Raw genomic sequence first — 18,525 nt, forward strand, 5'->3', positions numbered from 1 at the left:
TTGATCGGTACTCACTGACCATCGCACGATGGCTCACTACGTCGCCGGAGCAACGCGCAACTGCGGAGATCTACACCACTCCACGGGACGTAACCGGAGGCCCTGGCGGCCCTCGCCGCGTCCGCCGCCGCTGGTGCGCTTGCTTCGTTCGCCGGGACCGGTCGTGGCCAAGCTGACCCCCGTCGGGTGTGTCCGGGATGCCGCGTAAGCGGCTGGGCTGGCTGGTCTAAATTGTCGGTGCCCGGTCATAGGCTGGGAGCATGAAAAGCGGTGCGGCTTTTAGTGCGGAAACCCGGGAGGCCCTGGCGGCCCTCGCCGCGTCTGCCGCCGCTGGTGCGCTTGCTTCGTTCGCCGGGACCGGTCGTGGCCAAGCTGACCCCCGTCGGGTGTGTCCGGCATGCCGCGTGAGCGGCTGGGCTGGCTGGTCTAAATTGTCGGTGCCCGGCCATAGGCTGGGAGCATGAAAAGCGGAGCGGCTTTGAGCGCGGAAACCCGGGAGGCCCTGGCGGCCCTCGCCGAGTCCGCCGCCGCACTGGCTGCCCTCGCCGACACCGAAGCGGGCGCGGACTGTGACCTCGATGAGCCCTCCGACACGGATCCGCTGCGGGACTTTGATCCGTTGCGTGCCAGGGCGGACGTGTGTCTGGACGTCCTGGCCGGGCTGGAGCGGTGGGCGGCCGGGGCGGCCGCGTTGAAGGTCCGGGTGACCGCGGATTACGTGCAGGCGGCCGAGGCACTGGCGGCCCCGGCAGTCTCCGCGCAGGAACGCACCGGCCAGGAGATGGCCGTGGTCGCCGAGGTCGCCTGCGTCCTGACCGTCAGCGAACGGACCGCCAGCGCCCTGATCTGCGAATCCCTGGCGTTGACGACGGCGCTGCCGCTGACCCTGGCCGCCCTGCAGGCCGGGGAAATTTCCTGGCAGCACGCCCGGATCATGGTCGATGAAACCTCCGGCCTGGACCCGGCCGGGGCGGCCGGGCTGGAGGCGCACTTCCTGGACCCCGGTGCGGCGACCCCGGCCCGCGGCTGCCCGGCCGGGGAGCTGGTGCCGGGCCGGTTCCGGGCCAAGGCCCGCACCTGGCGCGAACGCCACCACCCCGTCAGCATCGAAACCCGCCACACCAGGAGCGCCGGTGACCGGCGGGTCGAGTACGCCCCGGACCGGGACGGCATGGCCTGGCTCTCGGCCTACCTCCCGGCCGCCACGGCGGCGGGGATCTGGGAGCGGACCACCACCGCCGCCCGGACCCTACAGGGCCCGGCCGAGGCCCGGACCCTGACCCAGCTCCGCGCCGACATCACCGCCACCTGGCTCCTCACCACCGGTACGGTCCGCACCGGCACCGGCGCCGGGTCCCTTGGGGAGGGCGTGCCGGTTCCGCGGGCGCAGGTGTTGGTCACCGTCCCGGTCCTATCCCTGCTCGGTGCCACCGACGAACCTGCCGTCCTCGACGGGTACGGTCCGATTCCGCCGTCGATGGCCCGGGCCTTGGTCGCCGACGGGGCTGACTCCTTTTACCGGGTCCTGACCGACCCCCGCGACGGGGCGCCGCTGGAAATCGGCCGGACCAGCTACCGGCTCACCAAAGCCCTGCGGCACTGGCTCCGCCTCCGCGACGGCAAATGCCCGTTCCCGGGCTGCCACAACCCCTCCCTGGACAACGACGCCGACCACCTCCTGGCCTGGGCCGACGGCGGCACCACCGGCATCGCCAACCTCGGTCAGCCCTGCCGCAAACACCACCGCCTCAAACACACCACCGCCTGGACCCCCACCGCGGCCAGCAAGAACCACCCGCCCGGCTGGACCTCCCCGTCAGGACGTTGTTACCCCAGCGAACACCAGGACTGGGAACCACCCCACTGGCCGCAACGTTTTCCGGCTGCCGCCACAGGAACGGTCCCTGGCCGGCCAGTGGACCCCGGCCGCGACCCAGAACCGGAACCGCCCCCGGACCTAGGCCCGCCAGCCGGCCCAGGACCGGACCCCGAACTGCCCGAGGACCCCTTCCCCGATTGGTACCTGTTCACGGCCGCGCACCCACTGACGGCATCGGACGTGGACGATCCAAACTGGGTAGCGACCCCCGAGGAAACCTTTCCGGAGGACTGCTGGTTGCAACGTGCCTGAGCGCCTCGCCGGCCGTCTGATTCCGGGATTTTCCATTGGGGCGGTGCAGCGGAGTTGAGCCTGGTGGCAACCACGGCGCCGAATGGCTCTAGCGAGTTTTGCGGGCGCGCAGAGCCACGGCCTCCTGCCCGACTTGCAGCAAGCGTTGCGCGGAGGCGTCCCAGCTGAACTCGGCGGCGCGCTGCACGGCCCGGCCGGACCGTTGCTTCCACAGCGCCGGGTCCTCGAGACCGCGCACGGCATCGGCAAACGCCGACGGCGAGTCCGGGTCCACATAGCTGACCGCGTCGCCGCCAACCTCGCGGAAGATCGGAATGTCGCTGGCGATGACCGGAGTGCCGTGCGACATCGCCTCCACGAGCGGCAGGCCATAGCCCTCCGCTTTTGAGAGGCTCACCAGGGCCGTAGTGCGGGCCAGCAGCTCCTCGTACTCGGCATCCGTCACACCGTTATGGAACACGATGTTGGCGCCTGCCGGGGCCAGCGCCGCCAGCTCCGCCCGGCGCCCGGGCGTGATCCGGCTCAGCAGGTGCAGGGTCATCTCCGGCAACTCCGCCATGCCCTTGACCATGGTCTCCACATTCTTATACGGCATGAAGGAGCCCATGTAGAGCACCGTCTTGTCCGCGCCGGCCCCGGGATCCCGAGGTGTGAGCCCCGGCTGCGGGGCATTGCCGACGATCCGCACCGGACGCTTCGTGAGCCGGTACTTTGCGATCAGCGACTCGGTGGTGGAGCTGATTGTTGCGACGACGTCGGCGCGGTTCAGCAGCACCCGCTGCGGCCAGAACGCCTTGTGGTAAAGCCTCCAGAGCACGCGGACCGGGGCCGGAAGGAACCAGGGCGGGGCCGGGTGCTCGTAGTAGATCAAGTCGTGCAGGGTCAGGACCAGGGCGTAATTGCGGCCCCAGCTGCCCATGGTCTGCATCGGGCAGACCACGACGTCGGCGCCGAGCCGGTTGACTTTGGCCGCTACAAATAACTCCGCCGGTGAGAGTGGGCTGTTGATCAGGGTATAGGGCACGTCGGGCAGCAGGGCCAGCTGGCGTGTATCGCTGATCAGCATCGAGACGTCCGCGATTTTGGCGGCGGCGGCGATCAGGCTCGAACCGTAGCGGCTGATGCCGTCGTGATGGTCGAGCCTGGTGAAACGGGCGTCAATCAGTATTTTCACGCGGCGTGGCCCTCCAGGAAGCGTCGGATGAAGCCCGCGGCGGGTGCCGGGGTTTCGTAGTGGATCAGGTGCCCGACGCCGGGAATGACTTCGAGGGTTCCGTCCGGCAACAGCGGCAGGAGCTTGTGCTGGTCCGGCAGCGTGGCGATTTCGTCTTTCTCGCCGGCTACGAGCAGTACGGGCAGCGCGAGCCTCGCCGCCACCTCGGTGACGTTGCTGCTGACCGAGGCCTTGAAAGCTTCGAGGAGGCTGTCCCGGTCCGCGAACGCGGAGAAGTAGGCGCTGTGCTGGGCGTGGACGAACCGCCGCAGTGCCTTGTCCCTGGTTTTGGCCATGGCCTCGCTCATGACCCGGACAATCAGTTGGTTGCGCAGGAGGGCGTTGCCGATGCCGCGCGGCAGCCGGGCCGCCGCCTCGTAATAGAGCACCGCGGCCTTGGTCATGAGTCCCTTGGGGCCCTCTAGGGCGGGCGCCGCGATGGGGTTGATCAGGATCAGTTCGGTGACCGCGCAGGGATGGTCCGCCACGAAGTGGCTGGCGATGATCGAACCGAAGGAGTGGCCCAGCAGCACGGTGTCCGGTCCCAGCCCGAGGGCGGCCATGAAGTCACCGACGAACCGGCTGTAGCCGTTGACGCTGTGACCGCCGGGCGGGAAGGCGCCGGAGACGCCGAACCCGGGCAGATCCGGCATGATCAGGCGCATTTCGGGCAGCTGGTCGACTACACGCAACAGACCGTGGTGGTCGCCGCGGAAGCCGTGGATCACCAGGATGGTCCGGGTCGCCGGGGTCTCCCGGACGGGCTCGTAGCTCCAGTAGGCGACGCGGGTGCCGCCCAAGTCCACCGTGGCGGAGCTGCTGCGGGTTTCCATCTCCGGGCTGAGCAGGGGCGGCAAGGGTGAGGACTCGGTGGCCACGTGTTCCATTCGCTCGGATCCTAGTTGACGTTGTCGGGGTTGGAGCCGGTGCGGAATCCCCGCTCCAGGCCCGCGAGTGCGTCCAGGCCCGCGGTGCCGAGGCTGAAACCGAAGATGTCGTGGTTCTCACGGATCCGGCCGGACGAGCTGGCCTTGGGTATGACGACGTTGCCCACTTCCAGGTGCCAGCGCAGGATGATCTGCGCCGCGCTCCGGCGGTGCGCCGCGGAGAGCTCCAGTACGACCGGATCTTGCAGCACCTGCCCGCGTCCCAGCGGGCTCCAGGCCTCCGTGGTGATGCCCAGGGAGGCGTGCAGCGCCCTTAGTTCCGCCTGCTGCAGCCAGGGGTGCAACTCGATCTGGTTGACGGCGGGCACCACTTCGGCGCTCTGGAGCAGGCGCTCCAGGTGTGCGGGCTGGAAGTTGGAAACGCCGATGGCGCGGACCCGGCCTTCGCGGTACAACGTCTCAAGGGCGCGGTAGCTTTCGGTGAACAGGCCGCGCTTCGCGCAGGGCCAGTGGATCAGGTACAGGTCCACGTAGGCGAGGCCTAGCCTGGAAATGGAAGCGTCGAAGGCGCGCAGCGTGGCGTCGTAGCCCTGGTCGTCGTTCCAGAGCTTTGTGGTCACGAAGAGGTCCTCCCTGGCGAGGGCCCGGTGCAGTTCGCCGGAGCCGCCCGCGGAGCCGTCAAAGGCGGACAAGGCTCCGACAGCTTTCCCCACCCCCGTTTCATTCCCGTACATGGCTGCCGTGTCGAAGTGGCGGTAGCCGGCCTCCAGCGCCGCGGTGACGAGCCCGGCGGCGTCGGCCGGGGGCACCTTGTAGAGCCCGAACCCGAGCCGATCCACCATCACACCGTTGTTCAGGGTCAGCCGGGGGGAGATTCTCATAGCCACGACTCTACCCAGTCCGGCGGTCAGGACAGGCCGCCGGTGCTGACCAGGCGTCGGGCGCTGGCCTCATCGAGTATCAGGTCGGTGGCCAGGCCCGCGGCCAGCGCGCCGCGCAGCCCGTTGATCTTGGACGCGCCGGACACCACGCAGATCCGGCGACGGACCTGCCGGAGCTGGGCCAGGTCCGGCCCGGTGGAGCGCTCGTTGAGGGTGATCCCGTCGGATGAGCCGTCGGCGCGGAAGAAGACGGTGGCTACATCGCCCACGACCTCGGAACCGGCCAGCACGCCCAGGTCGTCCTCGTCCAGGTAGCCGCCTGCGTAGACGTGGCTGGGGTAGTCGGCGTCGACCGATCCCACCCCGAAGATGGCGATGCTCATCCGTGACTGCAGCCGCAGGATGCGCTGAACGCTGCGCTCATTCCACATCGCCGTCTTGGTCGCCGCGTGGTCGAAGAACGCCGGCACCGGGAACTGCTCCACCCGTGCGCCATAGGCGCTGCCGAAGCGCCGCATAATGTCCGAGGCATAGGTGATGCCCGTAGTTTGCATATTTCCGGCGCCGTTGAGCTGGACGATGATGCTGTCGTGCGTGAGCTTTCGGGTCAGGTGCCTGCTCACCGCACTCAGCGTGGAACCCCACGCCACCCCAATGATCGCGTTCGAGTCAACGAGCGGACCGATGGTGCGGGCTGCCTGCATCGCCACCCGGTCCAGCGTCTCGGCCTCGTTGAGCGTGTCCACGACCGGGACGACATGCACATCGACCTTGTATTGGGCGCGGATCATGCTCGCGAGCTCCGGGCCGGTGTCCAGCGGGCTGCGGATCTGGATCTGCACCAGGCCGGATTCCCGGGCCGCCGAGAGCAGCCGGGAGACGGTAGAACGGGAGGTCCGGAGCTCCCGGGCGATGGCGTCCATGGTCAGGTCTTGAAGGTAATACAGCTGCGCGGCCCGGAGGGCGTCTGACTGGCGGGTGGCCGACATTCGAATTCCGATCTGCACGTTTGTGCATAGTCCTTGACTCCATTTTCCATTAGTCCAAAGAATAGTCTTCAACGGCGACGTGCCCTGCGGCGCGCCGCGCAGCACCAAGCCCCAAGGAGCAGTTTTGGGAAACAAGGATTCATCCGGCCATCCGGCGTCGAGTACACCGCGCACCTCCGTGCAGCGGCTGCGGAACCGTCCGCATGCCCAGGTGCTAATCATCGGCGGCGGCATCAACGGAGTCGGCACGTTCCGCGATCTGGCCCTGCAGGGCGTGGACGTCGCCCTCGTTGAACGGGGCGACTACTGCCAGGGCGCCAGCGGCGCATCCTCGCACATGATCCACGGCGGCATCAGGTACCTCGAAAACGGCGAATTCCGCCTCGTCCGGGAGTCAGTGGTTGAACGCAACCGGCTCCTCCGGATCGCCCCGCACTACGTGAAACCGTTGCAGACCACCATTCCGATCTTCAGCACCTTCTCCGGCATCCTCGCCGCGCCGCTGCGGTTCCTCACCCACAAGCAGGGTGCGCCCACCGAGCGCGGCGCCTTCCTGATCAAGCTGGGCCTGAGCATGTATGACTTCTTCTCCCGTGACGGCGGCACCGTGCCGCGCCACCAGTTCCGAGCCCGTAAGCGGGCCCTGGCCGAACTGCCCCGGCTGCACGCCGGCATCAAGTACGCCGCGACCTATTTCGACGCCTCTGTCCACAACCCGGAACGGCTCACCCTGGACGTGCTCCAGGACGGCGAGAAAGCCGGCGAAGCGGGCGGAAACGGCGCCCGCGCCAGCAACTACCTCTCCCTGGTCTCGACAACGGCCTCCGCCGGAGGCAATGCCGGGGCTGTCCGGCTCCGCGACGAACTGACCGGCGAGGTCTTCGATTTCACCGCCGACGTCGTGGTCAACACCACCGGCGCCTGGGTCGATCTGACCAACCAGGCGATGGGCGCCGCCTCGGCTTTCATGGGCGGCACCAAGGGCTCCCACATCGTGCTGGACCACCCGGAGCTGCTCGAGGCATGCGGGGGCCGGGAGATCTTCTTCGAGCATACGGACGGCAGGATTGTGCTCATCTATCCGATGGGGGACCGGGTGCTGGTCGGCACCACCGACGTCGACGCCGATATGACCGAAGATGCCGTCTGCACGGACGCCGAAATCGACTACTTTTTCGACCTCATCGGGCATGTCTTCCCGGGCGTGGCGGTGCACCGGGACCAGATCGTCTACACATTCTCCGGGGTCCGTCCGCTGCCCCGGCACGACGCAACGCAGCCCGGGTTCGTGAGCCGTGACTACCGGATCGAGCGCCGAGGCCCCGCCAGAGCCGACGGCGGTGAGGGACGGCGCGCCGCCGGCAGTGGCGTAGTGCTCAGCCTGGTGGGAGGCAAATGGACCACGTTCCGGGCTCTCGCCGAGCACCTCAGCAACGACGTCCTGACCGAACTCGGCCTGCGGCGGAAAGTTTCCACGGCGAAACTCGCCATCGGCGGCGGCGCCGGCTTCCCGGACACCGAAGACGGCGTCCAGCGCTGGATCAAGGAGCGCATGTGCGCCGGCCGTGACGCGGCCCGGACCGCCGGCTTGCTCACCCGCTACGGCACGCGCGCCGTCGACGTCATGTCCTACCTCGACGCCGGACCCGACCAGTTGCTGCACTCCACCCACGAACTCAGCGTGCGGGAACTCGAATTCATGGCACAAAACGAACAGCTCGGGCATCTGATCGACGTGCTGGTCCGCCGCACCTCGCTCGCTTTCCGCGGGCTCGTGACGGGGGAACTGCTGAACGAAGTCGCCGAAATCCTGTCCGGCCCGCTGGGCTGGGACACGGCGGTACGGACCGCCGAGATCGACTACGCCCAGGAGGTGCTCCAACGGTTCCACGGCGTCCAGATCGACAGCCTGGTCGCCTGATAGCTTGCGTGCCCGGGCGGGTTAGTCCGGGCACGAAGACCGCCGGGCCCTCCGGGGGCCCGGCGGTGGCTGGCACGGCAGCGCAAAAACACTGCCGGGCCAACGGCCCTTCAAACTCGCGAAGGGCTGACAACAGAAAATAGAGGAGTCAAAGATGTCTCTTGGAATAGTTTTCTTGTCCGAAGTATTCGGCACCGGCATGCTGACCCTGCTGGGTTGTGGCGTGGTGGCCAACGTCGCGCTCAAAGGCACCAAGGGCAACAACGGCGGGTTCCTGATGGTCACCTGGGGATGGGGCATTGCCGTCTTCTGCGGCGTCTACGTTGCCGCCAAGTCGGGCGCGCACCTGAACCCGGCCGTCACCCTCGGCCTGCTGCTCAACGGCAAAAAGGAATACGCCCCGGGGGTCGCGGTCGACTTCGGCTCCACGCTGACCTACTTCGGCGGCGAACTGCTCGGTGCTTTCCTGGGCGCCGTCGTAATGTGGCTGGCACACCGGCAGCACTTCGATATCGAGCCCGAGCCCGCCAGCAAGCTGGGCGTTTTCTCAACCGGTCCGGCCATCCGCTCGACCCCGTGGAACCTGATCACGGAAATCATCGGCACCTTTGTCCTCGTCTTCGTCATCCTGACCTTCGGCGGGACCCCTTCCGGACTCGGCCCGCTGGCCGTGGCCCTGCTAGTTGTCGGCATCGGCGTCTCCCTCGGTGGCCCCACCGGATACGCCATCAACCCGGCCCGTGACCTCGGCCCCCGCATTGCCCACGCCCTGTTGCCGATCAAGGGAAAGGGTTCCTCCGACTGGAGCTACTCGTGGATCCCGGTCGTCGGACCGCTGGTCGGCGGCGGACTCGCCGGCATCGTCGCAGCAGTGGTGCCGATCATCGCCACCGCCGCCGCCTCATAACCCGGCAAGTACTCCCGGCCGGTGGGCCGGGAAAGCCGGCGAAACCCGCAAGATAAGCGCTCGATATCGCATCAATTCAACCGCTAGGCCGATCAGACAAGGACGTCAGCATGAACCAGTATGTAATCGCCATCGACCAGGGAACCACGAGCACCCGCGCAATCGTATTCGATCACGACGGCAACATCGTCTCCAGCGGGCAGAAGGAGCATGAGCAGATCTTCCCCAAGGCAGGCTGGGTGGAACACGATCCGGCCGAGATCTGGGACAACACCCGCGAGGTGATCGGATCCGCGCTGTCCAAGGCGAACCTCACGCGTCACGATATTGCCGCTGTCGGTATCACCAACCAGCGGGAGACGGCGGTGGTCTGGGACAAGACCACCGGCAAGGCCGTCTACAACGCCATCGTCTGGCAGGACACCCGCACCCAGTCAATCGTCGACGAACTCGCGGCCGACGGCGGAGTGGAGCGGTTCAAACAGAAGGTTGGCCTGCCGCTGGCAACCTACTTCTCGGGCACCAAGATCAAGTGGATCCTGGACAACGTGGACGGTGCCCGCGCCAAGGCGGAGGCCGGGGACCTCCTCTTCGGCAACACGGACAGCTGGGTCACCTGGAACCTGACCGGCGGGACCGACGGGGGAGTGCACATCACCGACGTCACCAACGCCTCGCGGACCATGTTCATGGACCTCGAAACGCTCAGCTGGGATGAGGAGATCCTGGCCGCGTTCGGTGTGCCGAAATCCATGCTGCCCGCGATCAAGTCCTCGTCCGAGGTCTACGGAACGGTGCATACCTCGCAGTTGCTGCGTGAAGTTCCTGTCGCGGGGATCCTGGGCGACCAGCAGGCCGCGACCTTCGGCCAGGCTGCCTTCGCGAAGGGCGGGGCCAAGAACACCTACGGCACCGGCAACTTCATGATCGTCAACACCGGTGAGGAGATCGTGCACTCCAAGAACGGTCTGCTGACCACCGTCTGCTACAAGGTGGGCGACGCGAAACCGGTCTACGCCCTGGAAGGCTCCATCGCCGTCACCGGCTCCCTGATCCAATGGCTCCGGGACAACCTCAACCTGATCTCGTCCGCACCCGAGGTTGAAACGCTGGCGAAGACGGTCGAGGACAACGGCGGCGTCTACATTGTCCCGGCCTTCTCCGGTTTGTTCGCCCCCTACTGGCAGAGCGATGCCCGCGGAGTCATCGTGGGACTGACGCGCTTCGTCAACAAGGGGCACATTGCCCGGGCCGCCCTGGAAGCCACGGCGTTCCAGACCCGCGAGGTCCTGGACGCCGCCAACGCCGATTCCGGGGTGGACATGGAAGACCTGAGGGTCGACGGCGGGATGGTCGCCAACGACGCGCTGATGCAGTTCCAGGCGGACATCCTCGGCATCCCGGTCATCCGTCCGAAGATCGTGGAGACCACCGCACTGGGTGCTGCCTACGCGGCGGGCCTGGCCGTGGGTTTCTGGAAGGACACCGAGGAGGTTGGCAAGTATTGGGCCGAGGACAAGCGTTGGGAGCCCAAGATGGAAGCCGGTGAGCGCGATCGGCAGATGCGCCTCTGGAAAAAGGCCGTCACCAAGTCCATGGGCTGGGTCGACGAGGACGTGAAGTAGGCCCGGAGAGTCTATGCCTTCGCTGTTAAGGGGGCCCCGCCCGCTTCGCGGACGCCCGAAGCCGCTCCCGGGCCCCCTTAACAGCTCGGCATGTCCGAACCGATCGCTTCAGCCGCTCGCGGCGATTTTCGCAAAGTGGCAGGTGCGCTAAAGTTGTCCTATGCGTGCGATCACCCTGCTTAGCTAGCCGCGCGGCATCCCGACTAAACCCGGATTGCCGAGCGGCAGCCCCTCCGTGTCGAGGGGCTTTTGTGTGTCCGGGAGATTTGCCGGCCTGCAGCAGGGGACCAGAGGGATCAGGCAGGACAGTCCTGATCGACAAGATCGAAAGAACAGAAGAGGCCAGCAGTGAGCGTTCAGCCGGAGACAGAGACCGGAACAGCAGCAGCCGTTGCGAGCGAAGGCCCCGAGGAGGGTACCTACAGCTTCGCGGCCATGGAGGCCAGATGGCCGCAGGTCTGGGAAGACCTCAAGGTCTTCACGCCCCTGGATGACGGCTCGAAGGAACGCCGCTACGTGCTGGACATGTTCCCGTACCCGTCCGGAGACCTCCACATGGGCCACGCCGAAGCGTTCGCGATGGGCGACGTCGTCGCGCGTTACCTGCGCCAGCAGGGCTACGACGTGCTGCACCCGATCGGCTGGGACTCCTTCGGCCTGCCGGCGGAAAACGCCGCCATCAAGCGCAATGCGCACCCCAGTGAGTGGACCTACGCCAACATCGACACCCAGGCGGCCTCCTTCAAGCGCTACGCGATCTCCGTCGATTGGTCGCGCCGGCTGCAAACCTCGGATCCCGAGTACTACCGCTGGACCCAGTGGCTGTTCAAGCGCTTCTACGAGCGCGGCCTGGCCTACCGCAAGAATTCGCCGGTCAACTGGTGCCCCAAGGACCAGACCGTGCTGGCCAACGAACAGGTGGTCAACGGCGCCTGTGAGCGGTGCGGCACCGCGGTGACCAAGAAGTCCCTGAACCAGTGGTACTTCAAGATCACCGACTACGCCGACCGGCTGCTGGAAGACATGGAGCAACTGCGCGGGCACTGGCCCGAGCGGGTCCTCGCCATGCAGAAGAACTGGATCGGCCGCTCCGAGGGCGCCCACGTCAACTTCGTGATCGAGGCCGACGGCGGGAAGCCCGCCAAGGACGTCACCGTGTTCACCACCCGTCCGGACACCCTGTACGGTGCGACGTTCTTCGTGGTCGCCGCTGACGCTCCGCTCGCCGTCGACCTGGTCACCGGGGAACACGCGCCGGCCCTGGACGCCTACCGCGAACAGGTCAAAGCGCTGTCCGAAATCGAGCGCCAGGCCACCGAGCGGGAAAAGACCGGCGTCTTCACCGGCCGTTACGCGATCAACCCGCTGAACGGCGAAAAGCTGCCGGTCTGGGCCGCAGACTACGTACTGGCCGACTACGGCACCGGTGCCATCATGGCAGTCCCGGCCCACGACCAGCGCGACCTGGACTTCGCCAAGACCTTCGGCCTGCCCGTGCGGGCGGTCCTGGACACCGGCGACGAGGACCCGGCCGCCACCGGCACGGCGACCACCGGCGAGGGAACCCTGATCAACTCCGGCGCGCTAAACGGCCTGCCCAAGGCCGAGGCCATCACAGCGGCCATCGCAATCCTGGAGCAGCAGGGCACCGGCGAGAAATTTGTGAACTTCCGCCTGCGTGACTGGCTTCTGAGCCGCCAGCGCTTCTGGGGCACCCCCATCCCGATCATCCACTGCCCGGCCTGCGGCGAAGTCCCGGTCCCGGACGACCAGTTGCCGGTCACCTTGCCGGAGGACCTGCGCGGCGAGGACCTGTCCCCGAAGGGCACCTCCCCGCTGGCCGCCGCCGAGGCGTGGGTCAACGTGGAATGCCCGGCCTGCCAGGGCCCGGCCAAGCGCGACACGGACACCATGGACACGTTCGTGGACTCGTCCTGGTACTTCCTGCGCTTCGTCTCACCGCAATACACCGAGGGTCCGTTCGACCCGGCCAAGGTCAACGACTGGATGCCGGTGGGGCAGTACGTCGGCGGCGTCGAACACGCCATCCTGCACCTGCTGTACGCCCGCTTCTTCACCAAGGTCATCCACGACCTGGGCCTCATCGAAACCGACGAACCGTTCCGCGCGCTGCTGAACCAGGGCCAGGTGCTCAACGGCGGCAAGGCCATGAGCAAGTCCCTCGGAAACGGTGTGGACCTGGGCCAGCAGCTGGACAGGTTCGGCGTCGACGCCGTGCGGCTGACCATGATTTTCGCCTCCCCGCCGGAGGACGACGTCGACTGGGCCGACGTGTCGCCGTCCGGCTCCGCGAAGTTCCTGGCCCGCGCCTGGCGGCTCGGCCAGGACGTCACGAGTGAACCCGGCGTCGACTTCGCCTCCGGTGACCGTGCGCTCCGCACGGTCACCCACCGCACCATCGCCGACGCCGCGGCGTTGCTGGACCACAACAAGTTCAATGTGGTGGTGGCGAAACTTATGGAACTGGTCAACGCGACCCGCAAGACAATAGACGCAGGCGGAGGCGGCGCGGACCCGGCCGTCCGCGAGGCCGTGGAGGCTGTTGCGGTCATCCTGAGCCTGTTCGCTCCCTATACCGCGGAGGACCTGTGGAACGTGCTGGGGCACCCGGCGTCGGTGGCCAACGCCGGCTGGCCCGCCCACGACGAGGCGTTGTTGGTGCAGGACACCGTCACCGCCGTCGTCCAGGTCCAGGGCAAGGTGCGCGACCGGCTTGAGGTCTCCCCGGGCATTTCCGAGGATGAGTTGCGCGAACTGGCACTGGCTTCGGAAAACGTCCAGCGCGCGCTGGACGGGCGGGGGCTCCGCACCGTGATTGTGCGGGCGCCTAAACTGGTCAACATCGTCCCGGCCTAGCCGGACAGGCCACTCGTTACCGGCCGCCGGCGTCTGCCAGCGGCCGGAACTCTTTCCAGGAGGTGCCTTCGTGCCCGACCGTGAGCCCCCGGGCTGGCCGTGGCTGCGCGAGCGGCTCACCCGGCTCCGCCAGACCACCCGGCCCGGCGCCGCCGCCGAAGCCGTGCCTGCGGCCGTGCGGACGGCGGTGGTCACCGACTCAGCTGCCGCGCTGCCGGCGGACTGGGTGCGCGACTTCACTGCCGACGGGCGCCTGACGGTGGTCCCGATGCCTGTCATGGTGGGCTCCGAGATCTACGGCGAGGGCGAGGACGACATTGTCGACACCATCGCCGTGGCCCTGGCCAGCGGCGTCCCGGTCCGAACATCCCGGCCCTCACCTGGCCAGTTCGAACAGGCGTACCTCGCCGCGGCGGCCCGTGGCTTCGAATCCGTGGTGTCCATTCACATCTCCGCCGAACTCTCAGGTACCCCGGACTCCGCGCGGCTCGCCGCGGCCAAGGTGGGGATCCCGGTGGAAGTCCTGGATTCGCGCACCGTCGGGATGGCTCAGGGGATGGGCGTGCAGAGCGCCGTCGTCGCAGCTGCCGACGGACGGGGCGCGGAAGAGGTCAGTGCGTACGCCCGGGAGCGGCTGGACCGCACCCGGGTTTACTTCTACGTTCCCAGCCTGGAACAGCTGCGCCGCGGCGGGAGGATCGGTGCTGCCGCCTCGCTCTGGGGCACCATGTTCTCGATCAAACCCATCCTGGCCGTCGAGGGCGGCAAAGTGGTGCCGCTGGAAAAAGTCCGCTCGGCGGTGCGGGCCATCGCCAGACTCGAGGAGGTCGCCGCCGCCGATGCCCTGTCCCGCCCGCAGGGCGAGGCCAGGATCGCGGTGCATCACTTCGGCAACCGGACCGAGGCCGAGCAGCTGGCTTCGCGGCTGGAGCGGCAGCTTCCCGGTTGCCCTGCCGCGCAGATCAGTTCCTTGCCGGCCGTGCTGGCCGCCCACGCCGGACTCGGAGTGTTGGTGGTGATCGTGGGGGAGAGCAGCACCCCGGTGCCCGGTAGCGCCGGGACTTCCAGGGGCACCGGGCCACTGTCCACATAGCCGTTCCGGTTCCTGTCGCCGGGCCTGCGGCGATCCTAGGCTGGGACGCATGTCGCGCCACTATCCGGGAGCCGAAGCCCGCAGCGCATCGGGCAGCGCAACAGGCCTGGCCCGGCACCGCTGGGTCGCAAGCCTTGGCCCTGCACCGGACGACGCCCTGCTCGATGACGTCCTGCCCGATGGCGTTGCGGCGGATGCTGCAGCCGCGGAACCCGCGGCATCTGGAGGCCCTGCAGGTGCGGCCTTCAGATGGCGTACGGGGCGGCGTGCCGCGGCGCTGCTCACGGTCCTCTGCGTGCTGTTGGGCGGTTGGTTCTGGTGGCAGGCGGCCGATGGTGCTCCCCGGGTCCAGCCCCTCGGTGAACCGCCGGGGTCCGAGCCGGCGGGCCGTTCTCGTCCGGTCGGAACCGGCAGCCAGGCGGCGATCGACGGCGGGACGGCAGGCCCGGCGGACCCGGCCGCCGTGGAGGTGCCCGGCGCACCGGCGGGCAGCATGATCGTCGTGCACGTCGCCGGCGCCGTGGCCAGCCCCGGTGTGATTAAGATGCCGGGCGGAAGCCGGCTCCACGAAGCCATCATGGCTGCCGGCGGGGGCACGGCTGCCGCGGACCTGGACCGGCTCAACCTCGCCGCCGTCCTCGAGGACGGCCAGAAAATCCTTGTCCCGGAGCGTGGAAGCCCGGCCGGCGCAGGTGCGGGCGACGGCGCCGTCCCGTCCGCTGGAACAGGTGGAACTGGACCCGGTGGAACTGGACCCGGTAGCACCGGGGCCCCGGCGGCGAAAATCAACCTGAACACCGCCGGCGTCGAAGAGCTGGCCACGCTGCCCCGCGTCGGTCCGGTCCTGGCCCAGCGCATCGTGGACTGGCGGAAACAGCACGGCAGCTTCCGCAGCGTCGAGGAGCTGGACGCTGTGGAAGGTGTCGGCCCGAAGCTGCTCGCGGCCCTCCTCCCACTGGTGCGGATCTGACATGTCCACCGACCCGCAGCCGCGCCGCTGGCAGTCCCTGCGGGACGCCGCGGCCGCATCCATGGCCCCGAACACGGCCGCGCCCGAGCCGGCATCCAGGCGGGTGACGCCGTCGCAGGCCGCAGCAACCGCAAGAGCCATCCTGGCCGGTACGGCTCACCAAATCCGTGAGGTGCTGCGGGCCGGTCAGGCCGGTGCACGTCAGCGGCCGTCCGGCCGTTCGGCGGGGAGCCGGCGCCGGACCGACCTGCGGCTGGTGCCGGCCGCGGTGCTCGTCTGGGGGACTGCCCTGGCGGGAGGCGGCCTGGCGCCGCCGGCGCTTGCCGCCCTGTGCGCCGGGCTGGCTGCCGCGGCGGGCCTGTTGCTGCTGCCGCGACGCCGGCACCGGCAGGCTGCTGCCCGAAGCCTTCGGGGCACGGCCGCGGCGGGCCTGTTGCTGCTGCCGCGACGCCGGCACCGGCAGGCTGCTGCCCGAAGCCTTCGGGGCACGGCCGCGGCGGCGCTGCTGCTCTCGTGCGCCGCCGGCGCCCACGCCGCGGTGGCCTCGGTGCCGCGGCACGAGGGTGCGGTAGCGGAGGCCGTCGCCGCCGGTGCATCGGTCGTGGCAGAGATCGAGGTGAGCGGCATGCCGAGGCGGCTCGCCACCCCCGGCCGCTCCGGGCTGTCGGACCGCTGGGCGGTGCCCGCCACGTTGCGGGTCCTGATCTTCGACGGCCGCCGCGTGGAAGCACATGCGGGACTGCTGGTGCTGGGCGGGGCGGAGTGGGGAGATGCAGCGTCCGGTCAGCGGCTCCGGACCACGGGCAAGCTGAAGCCCGCCGGTCCGGGTGAGGCCGACGCCGGGATGCTTTCCGCCTCCTCCGTTCCCGTCCGCCTGGCCGCAACCGCCGGCTGGGATCGCGCCCCGGCAGGTCTGCGGAGCAGCTTCAGCGCCGCCAGTGCCGGGTTGCCTGGCGACGCCAAGGGACTGCTGCCCGGAATGGTGACCGGCGACACCGAAGCGCTCGATCCGCAGCTCGCCGCCGCCATGAAGACCGTCGGAATGACCCACCTGACTGCCGTGAGCGGAGCCAACTGCAGCCTGGTTCTCGGCGTTCTGCTGCTGGCGGCCCGCAGCCTGCGGTTTACGCGCCCGGCGGCGGCCGGACTCGCCCTCGGCGGGTTGGGCATGTTCGTCCTGATGGTAGGCCCGGACGCCAGCGTGCTTCGGGCTGCCTGCATGGGCGCGATCGGCCTCTCGGCGCTCGTCTTCGGCCGGGCAGGGCGCGGCCTCAGCCTGCTGTGCGTTGCTTCCACCGCGCTGCTGCTGGCAGAGCCGGCGCTGGCCGCCGACTTCGGCTTCCTGCTGTCTGTCCTGGCCACCCTGGGCATTGTCGTGGCCGGCAGGCCGATCATGGGGTGGGTGCCTTCCGTCGTGCCGCGCGCGGTGGCCGCCGGCTTCGCGGTCCCGCTGTCCGCCCAGTTGTTCTGCGGCCCCGTTATTGTGCTGCTGCAGCCGCAGTTCTCCAGCTACGCCCTGCCGGCGAACCTGGCAGCCGCAGCGCTGGTAGCACCGGTGACCGTCGCGGGCACGGCTGCCGTGCCGCTGGTGCCCCTGGTCCCCGCCCTCGCGGCAGTGCCCATCGCCGTGGCTGGAACCTTCGCGGCCGGTGTGGCCGGAATCGCACGCTACTTCGCGGCGCTCCCCGGTGCGGCGCTGCCATGGCCGGAGGGCGCCTACGGTTCGGCCACCATGGCGGCGCTCTCGGGGCTGTCACTGGCGGGTGTCTGGCTGGTTAGCCACCCGGCCGCCGCCGTGCGCCTGCTCCTCAAACTGCAGGAGCGCACCGCACTGTTCCTTGGCAGGGTTCTCGACCGGAAGGCCGACCCGCCCGTCAGTGCCCACAGCTGGGCCGGCCGCTGGACCCGCCGCCGGCCCGGGCAGCGCGGCTTGGTGCACCGCCCCCGCCGTGGCAGGCTTAGAGTCTGCAAACCAACTTCCCGGAGGAATCACGAGTGGCTGCTGCCCAGACCCAACGCACCAGGACCACGGCTACGAAGACCGCCACCTGGCGCGATGTGACCCCGGCGCCGGTGGTGCTGGTAGCCGGCCCCGAAGACTACCTCGGCTCCCGGGCCATGGACCGGGTCCGTTCCCAGGTCCGCGCCGCCGAACCCGACGTCGAAATCACCCGGCTGAACGCCGGCAGCTACGAACCCGGAACGCTGGCCATGAACGTCAGCCCGTCCCTGTTCGGCGAGCAGAAGCTGATTGAGGTCGAAGGCCTCGAGACGATGAATGACGCCTTCCTCGCCGACGCCCTGAAGTACGTGGCCCGCCCCGATCCGGACGCCGTGCTCGTGCTGCGCCACGGCGGCGGAGTACGGGGAAAGAAACTGCTCGACGCCATCAAGGCGGGTGGCTGGCCGGTGGTTGACTGCCAGCCGCTGAAGAAGGACGCGGACAAGGGGGCCTTCGTCGCCACCGAGTTCAAAGCCGCCTCCCGACGGATCGAGCCCGACGCAGTGCACGCCCTCGTCAACGCGGTCGGTGCCCATCTGGCGGAACTCGCGGCCGCCTGCAGCCAACTGATCGCTGATGCCGCCACTGCGGTGGATTCGGACATGGTGGACCGCTACTACGGCGGCAGGGTCGAAGCCACCGGTTTCAAGGTGGCCGATGCCGCCATGGCCGGCAACGCGCCGCTGGCCCTCTCCACCCTTCGCCACGCCCTCGACACCGGAGCCGATCCGGTGCCGATCGTCGCGGCCCTTGCCGCGAAGCTGCGGTCCCTCGCCAAAGTTGCGGGAGCGCAGGGCTCCTCCACACAGATCGCCAAGCAGCTGGGCATGCAGCCGTGGCTGGTGGAGATGGCCCAGCGTGACGTCAGGCGCTGGACCCCGGAAGGCCTGGCGCGATCCATCCAGGTCACGGCGGAGGCCGATGCGCAGGTCAAGGGCCTCTCCCGGGACCCGGTCTACGCCGTCGAGCACGCCGTGACGGTGATTGCGGGCGCGGTCCGCCGCTGACGCACCGGTGCCGCGGTCTCGT

13 protein-coding genes are annotated in these 18,525 nt (G+C 68.7%); 9 read left to right on the forward strand and 4 right to left on the reverse strand.

Annotated features, from left to right (window positions below; genetic code table 11):
* Window positions 1–460 precede the first annotated feature (460 nt).
* Window positions 461–2,131 carry an HNH endonuclease signature motif containing protein gene (locus ABIB14_RS12510; RefSeq protein WP_354236210.1) on the forward strand — a complete coding sequence of 557 codons (1,671 nt, stop codon included), beginning with the start codon at window positions 461–463 and terminating at the stop codon, window positions 2,129–2,131.
* Between the two features lie 88 nt (window positions 2,132–2,219).
* On the opposite strand, the gene ABIB14_RS12515 is transcribed toward ABIB14_RS12510, so the two are convergent.
* The 4 genes from ABIB14_RS12515 to ABIB14_RS12530 are packed head-to-tail and all read right to left on the reverse strand — an operon-like array spanning window position 2,220 to window position 6,101.
* Window positions 2,220–3,305 carry a glycosyltransferase family 4 protein gene (locus ABIB14_RS12515; RefSeq protein WP_354236211.1) on the reverse strand — a complete coding sequence of 362 codons (1,086 nt, stop codon included), beginning with the start codon at window positions 3,303–3,305 and terminating at the stop codon, window positions 2,220–2,222.
* Window positions 3,302–4,231, reverse strand: a complete 930-nt coding sequence (locus tag ABIB14_RS12520) for an alpha/beta fold hydrolase (protein ID WP_354236212.1) — start codon at window positions 4,229–4,231, stop codon at window positions 3,302–3,304. Before ABIB14_RS12520 ends, ABIB14_RS12515 begins: the two co-directional genes overlap by 4 nt.
* 11 nt (window positions 4,232–4,242) lie before the next feature.
* Entirely contained in the window at window positions 4,243–5,112 is an 870-nt protein-coding gene (locus tag ABIB14_RS12525) for an aldo/keto reductase (RefSeq protein ID WP_354236213.1), read from the reverse strand.
* Window positions 5,113–5,138: 26 nt separating this feature from the next.
* Window positions 5,139–6,101 carry a sugar-binding transcriptional regulator gene (locus tag ABIB14_RS12530; protein ID WP_354236290.1) on the reverse strand — a complete coding sequence of 321 codons (963 nt, stop codon included), beginning with the start codon at window positions 6,099–6,101 and terminating at the stop codon, window positions 5,139–5,141.
* A gap of 124 nt (window positions 6,102–6,225) precedes the next feature.
* On the opposite strand from ABIB14_RS12530, the gene ABIB14_RS12535 reads away from it, so the two are divergent.
* The 8 genes from ABIB14_RS12535 to holA all read left to right on the forward strand — a co-directional run bounded on the left by ABIB14_RS12535 (window position 6,226) and on the right by holA (window position 18,503).
* Window positions 6,226–8,022, forward strand: coding sequence for a glycerol-3-phosphate dehydrogenase/oxidase (locus ABIB14_RS12535; RefSeq protein WP_354236214.1), 1,797 nt, complete (start codon window positions 6,226–6,228; stop codon window positions 8,020–8,022).
* A 154-nt stretch (window positions 8,023–8,176) separates the two neighbouring features.
* Window positions 8,177–8,929, forward strand: a complete 753-nt coding sequence (locus ABIB14_RS12540; protein WP_354236215.1) for an MIP/aquaporin family protein — start codon at window positions 8,177–8,179, stop codon at window positions 8,927–8,929.
* A 110-nt stretch (window positions 8,930–9,039) separates the two neighbouring features.
* On the forward strand, window positions 9,040–10,554 hold the full coding sequence (gene glpK, locus ABIB14_RS12545) for a glycerol kinase GlpK (protein WP_354236216.1): 1,515 nt from the start codon (window positions 9,040–9,042) through the stop codon (window positions 10,552–10,554).
* Window positions 10,555–10,902: 348 nt separating this feature from the next.
* On the forward strand, window positions 10,903–13,431 hold the full coding sequence (gene leuS / locus ABIB14_RS12550) for a leucine--tRNA ligase (protein ID WP_354236217.1): 2,529 nt from the start codon (window positions 10,903–10,905) through the stop codon (window positions 13,429–13,431).
* A gap of 70 nt (window positions 13,432–13,501) precedes the next feature.
* Complete coding sequence (locus ABIB14_RS12555; protein ID WP_354236218.1) at window positions 13,502–14,524, forward strand: DegV family protein; 1,023 nt, start codon at window positions 13,502–13,504, stop codon at window positions 14,522–14,524.
* A gap of 49 nt (window positions 14,525–14,573) precedes the next feature.
* A complete protein-coding gene (locus ABIB14_RS12560) occupies window positions 14,574–15,494 on the forward strand; it encodes a helix-hairpin-helix domain-containing protein (RefSeq protein WP_354236219.1) in 921 nt (306 codons plus the stop codon).
* 1 nt (window position 15,495) lies between these two features.
* Window positions 15,496–17,556, forward strand: coding sequence for a ComEC/Rec2 family competence protein (locus ABIB14_RS12565; RefSeq protein WP_354236220.1), 2,061 nt, complete (start codon window positions 15,496–15,498; stop codon window positions 17,554–17,556).
* Entirely contained in the window at window positions 17,490–18,503 is a 1,014-nt protein-coding gene (gene holA, locus ABIB14_RS12570; RefSeq protein ID WP_354236222.1) for a DNA polymerase III subunit delta, read from the forward strand. Before ABIB14_RS12565 ends, holA begins: the two co-directional genes overlap by 67 nt.
* Window positions 18,504–18,525: the final 22 nt, after the last annotated feature.

The sequence above is a fragment of the Arthrobacter sp. UYEF3 genome, from assembly GCF_040546245.1.
GTDB lineage: Bacteria > Actinomycetota > Actinomycetes > Actinomycetales > Micrococcaceae > Arthrobacter.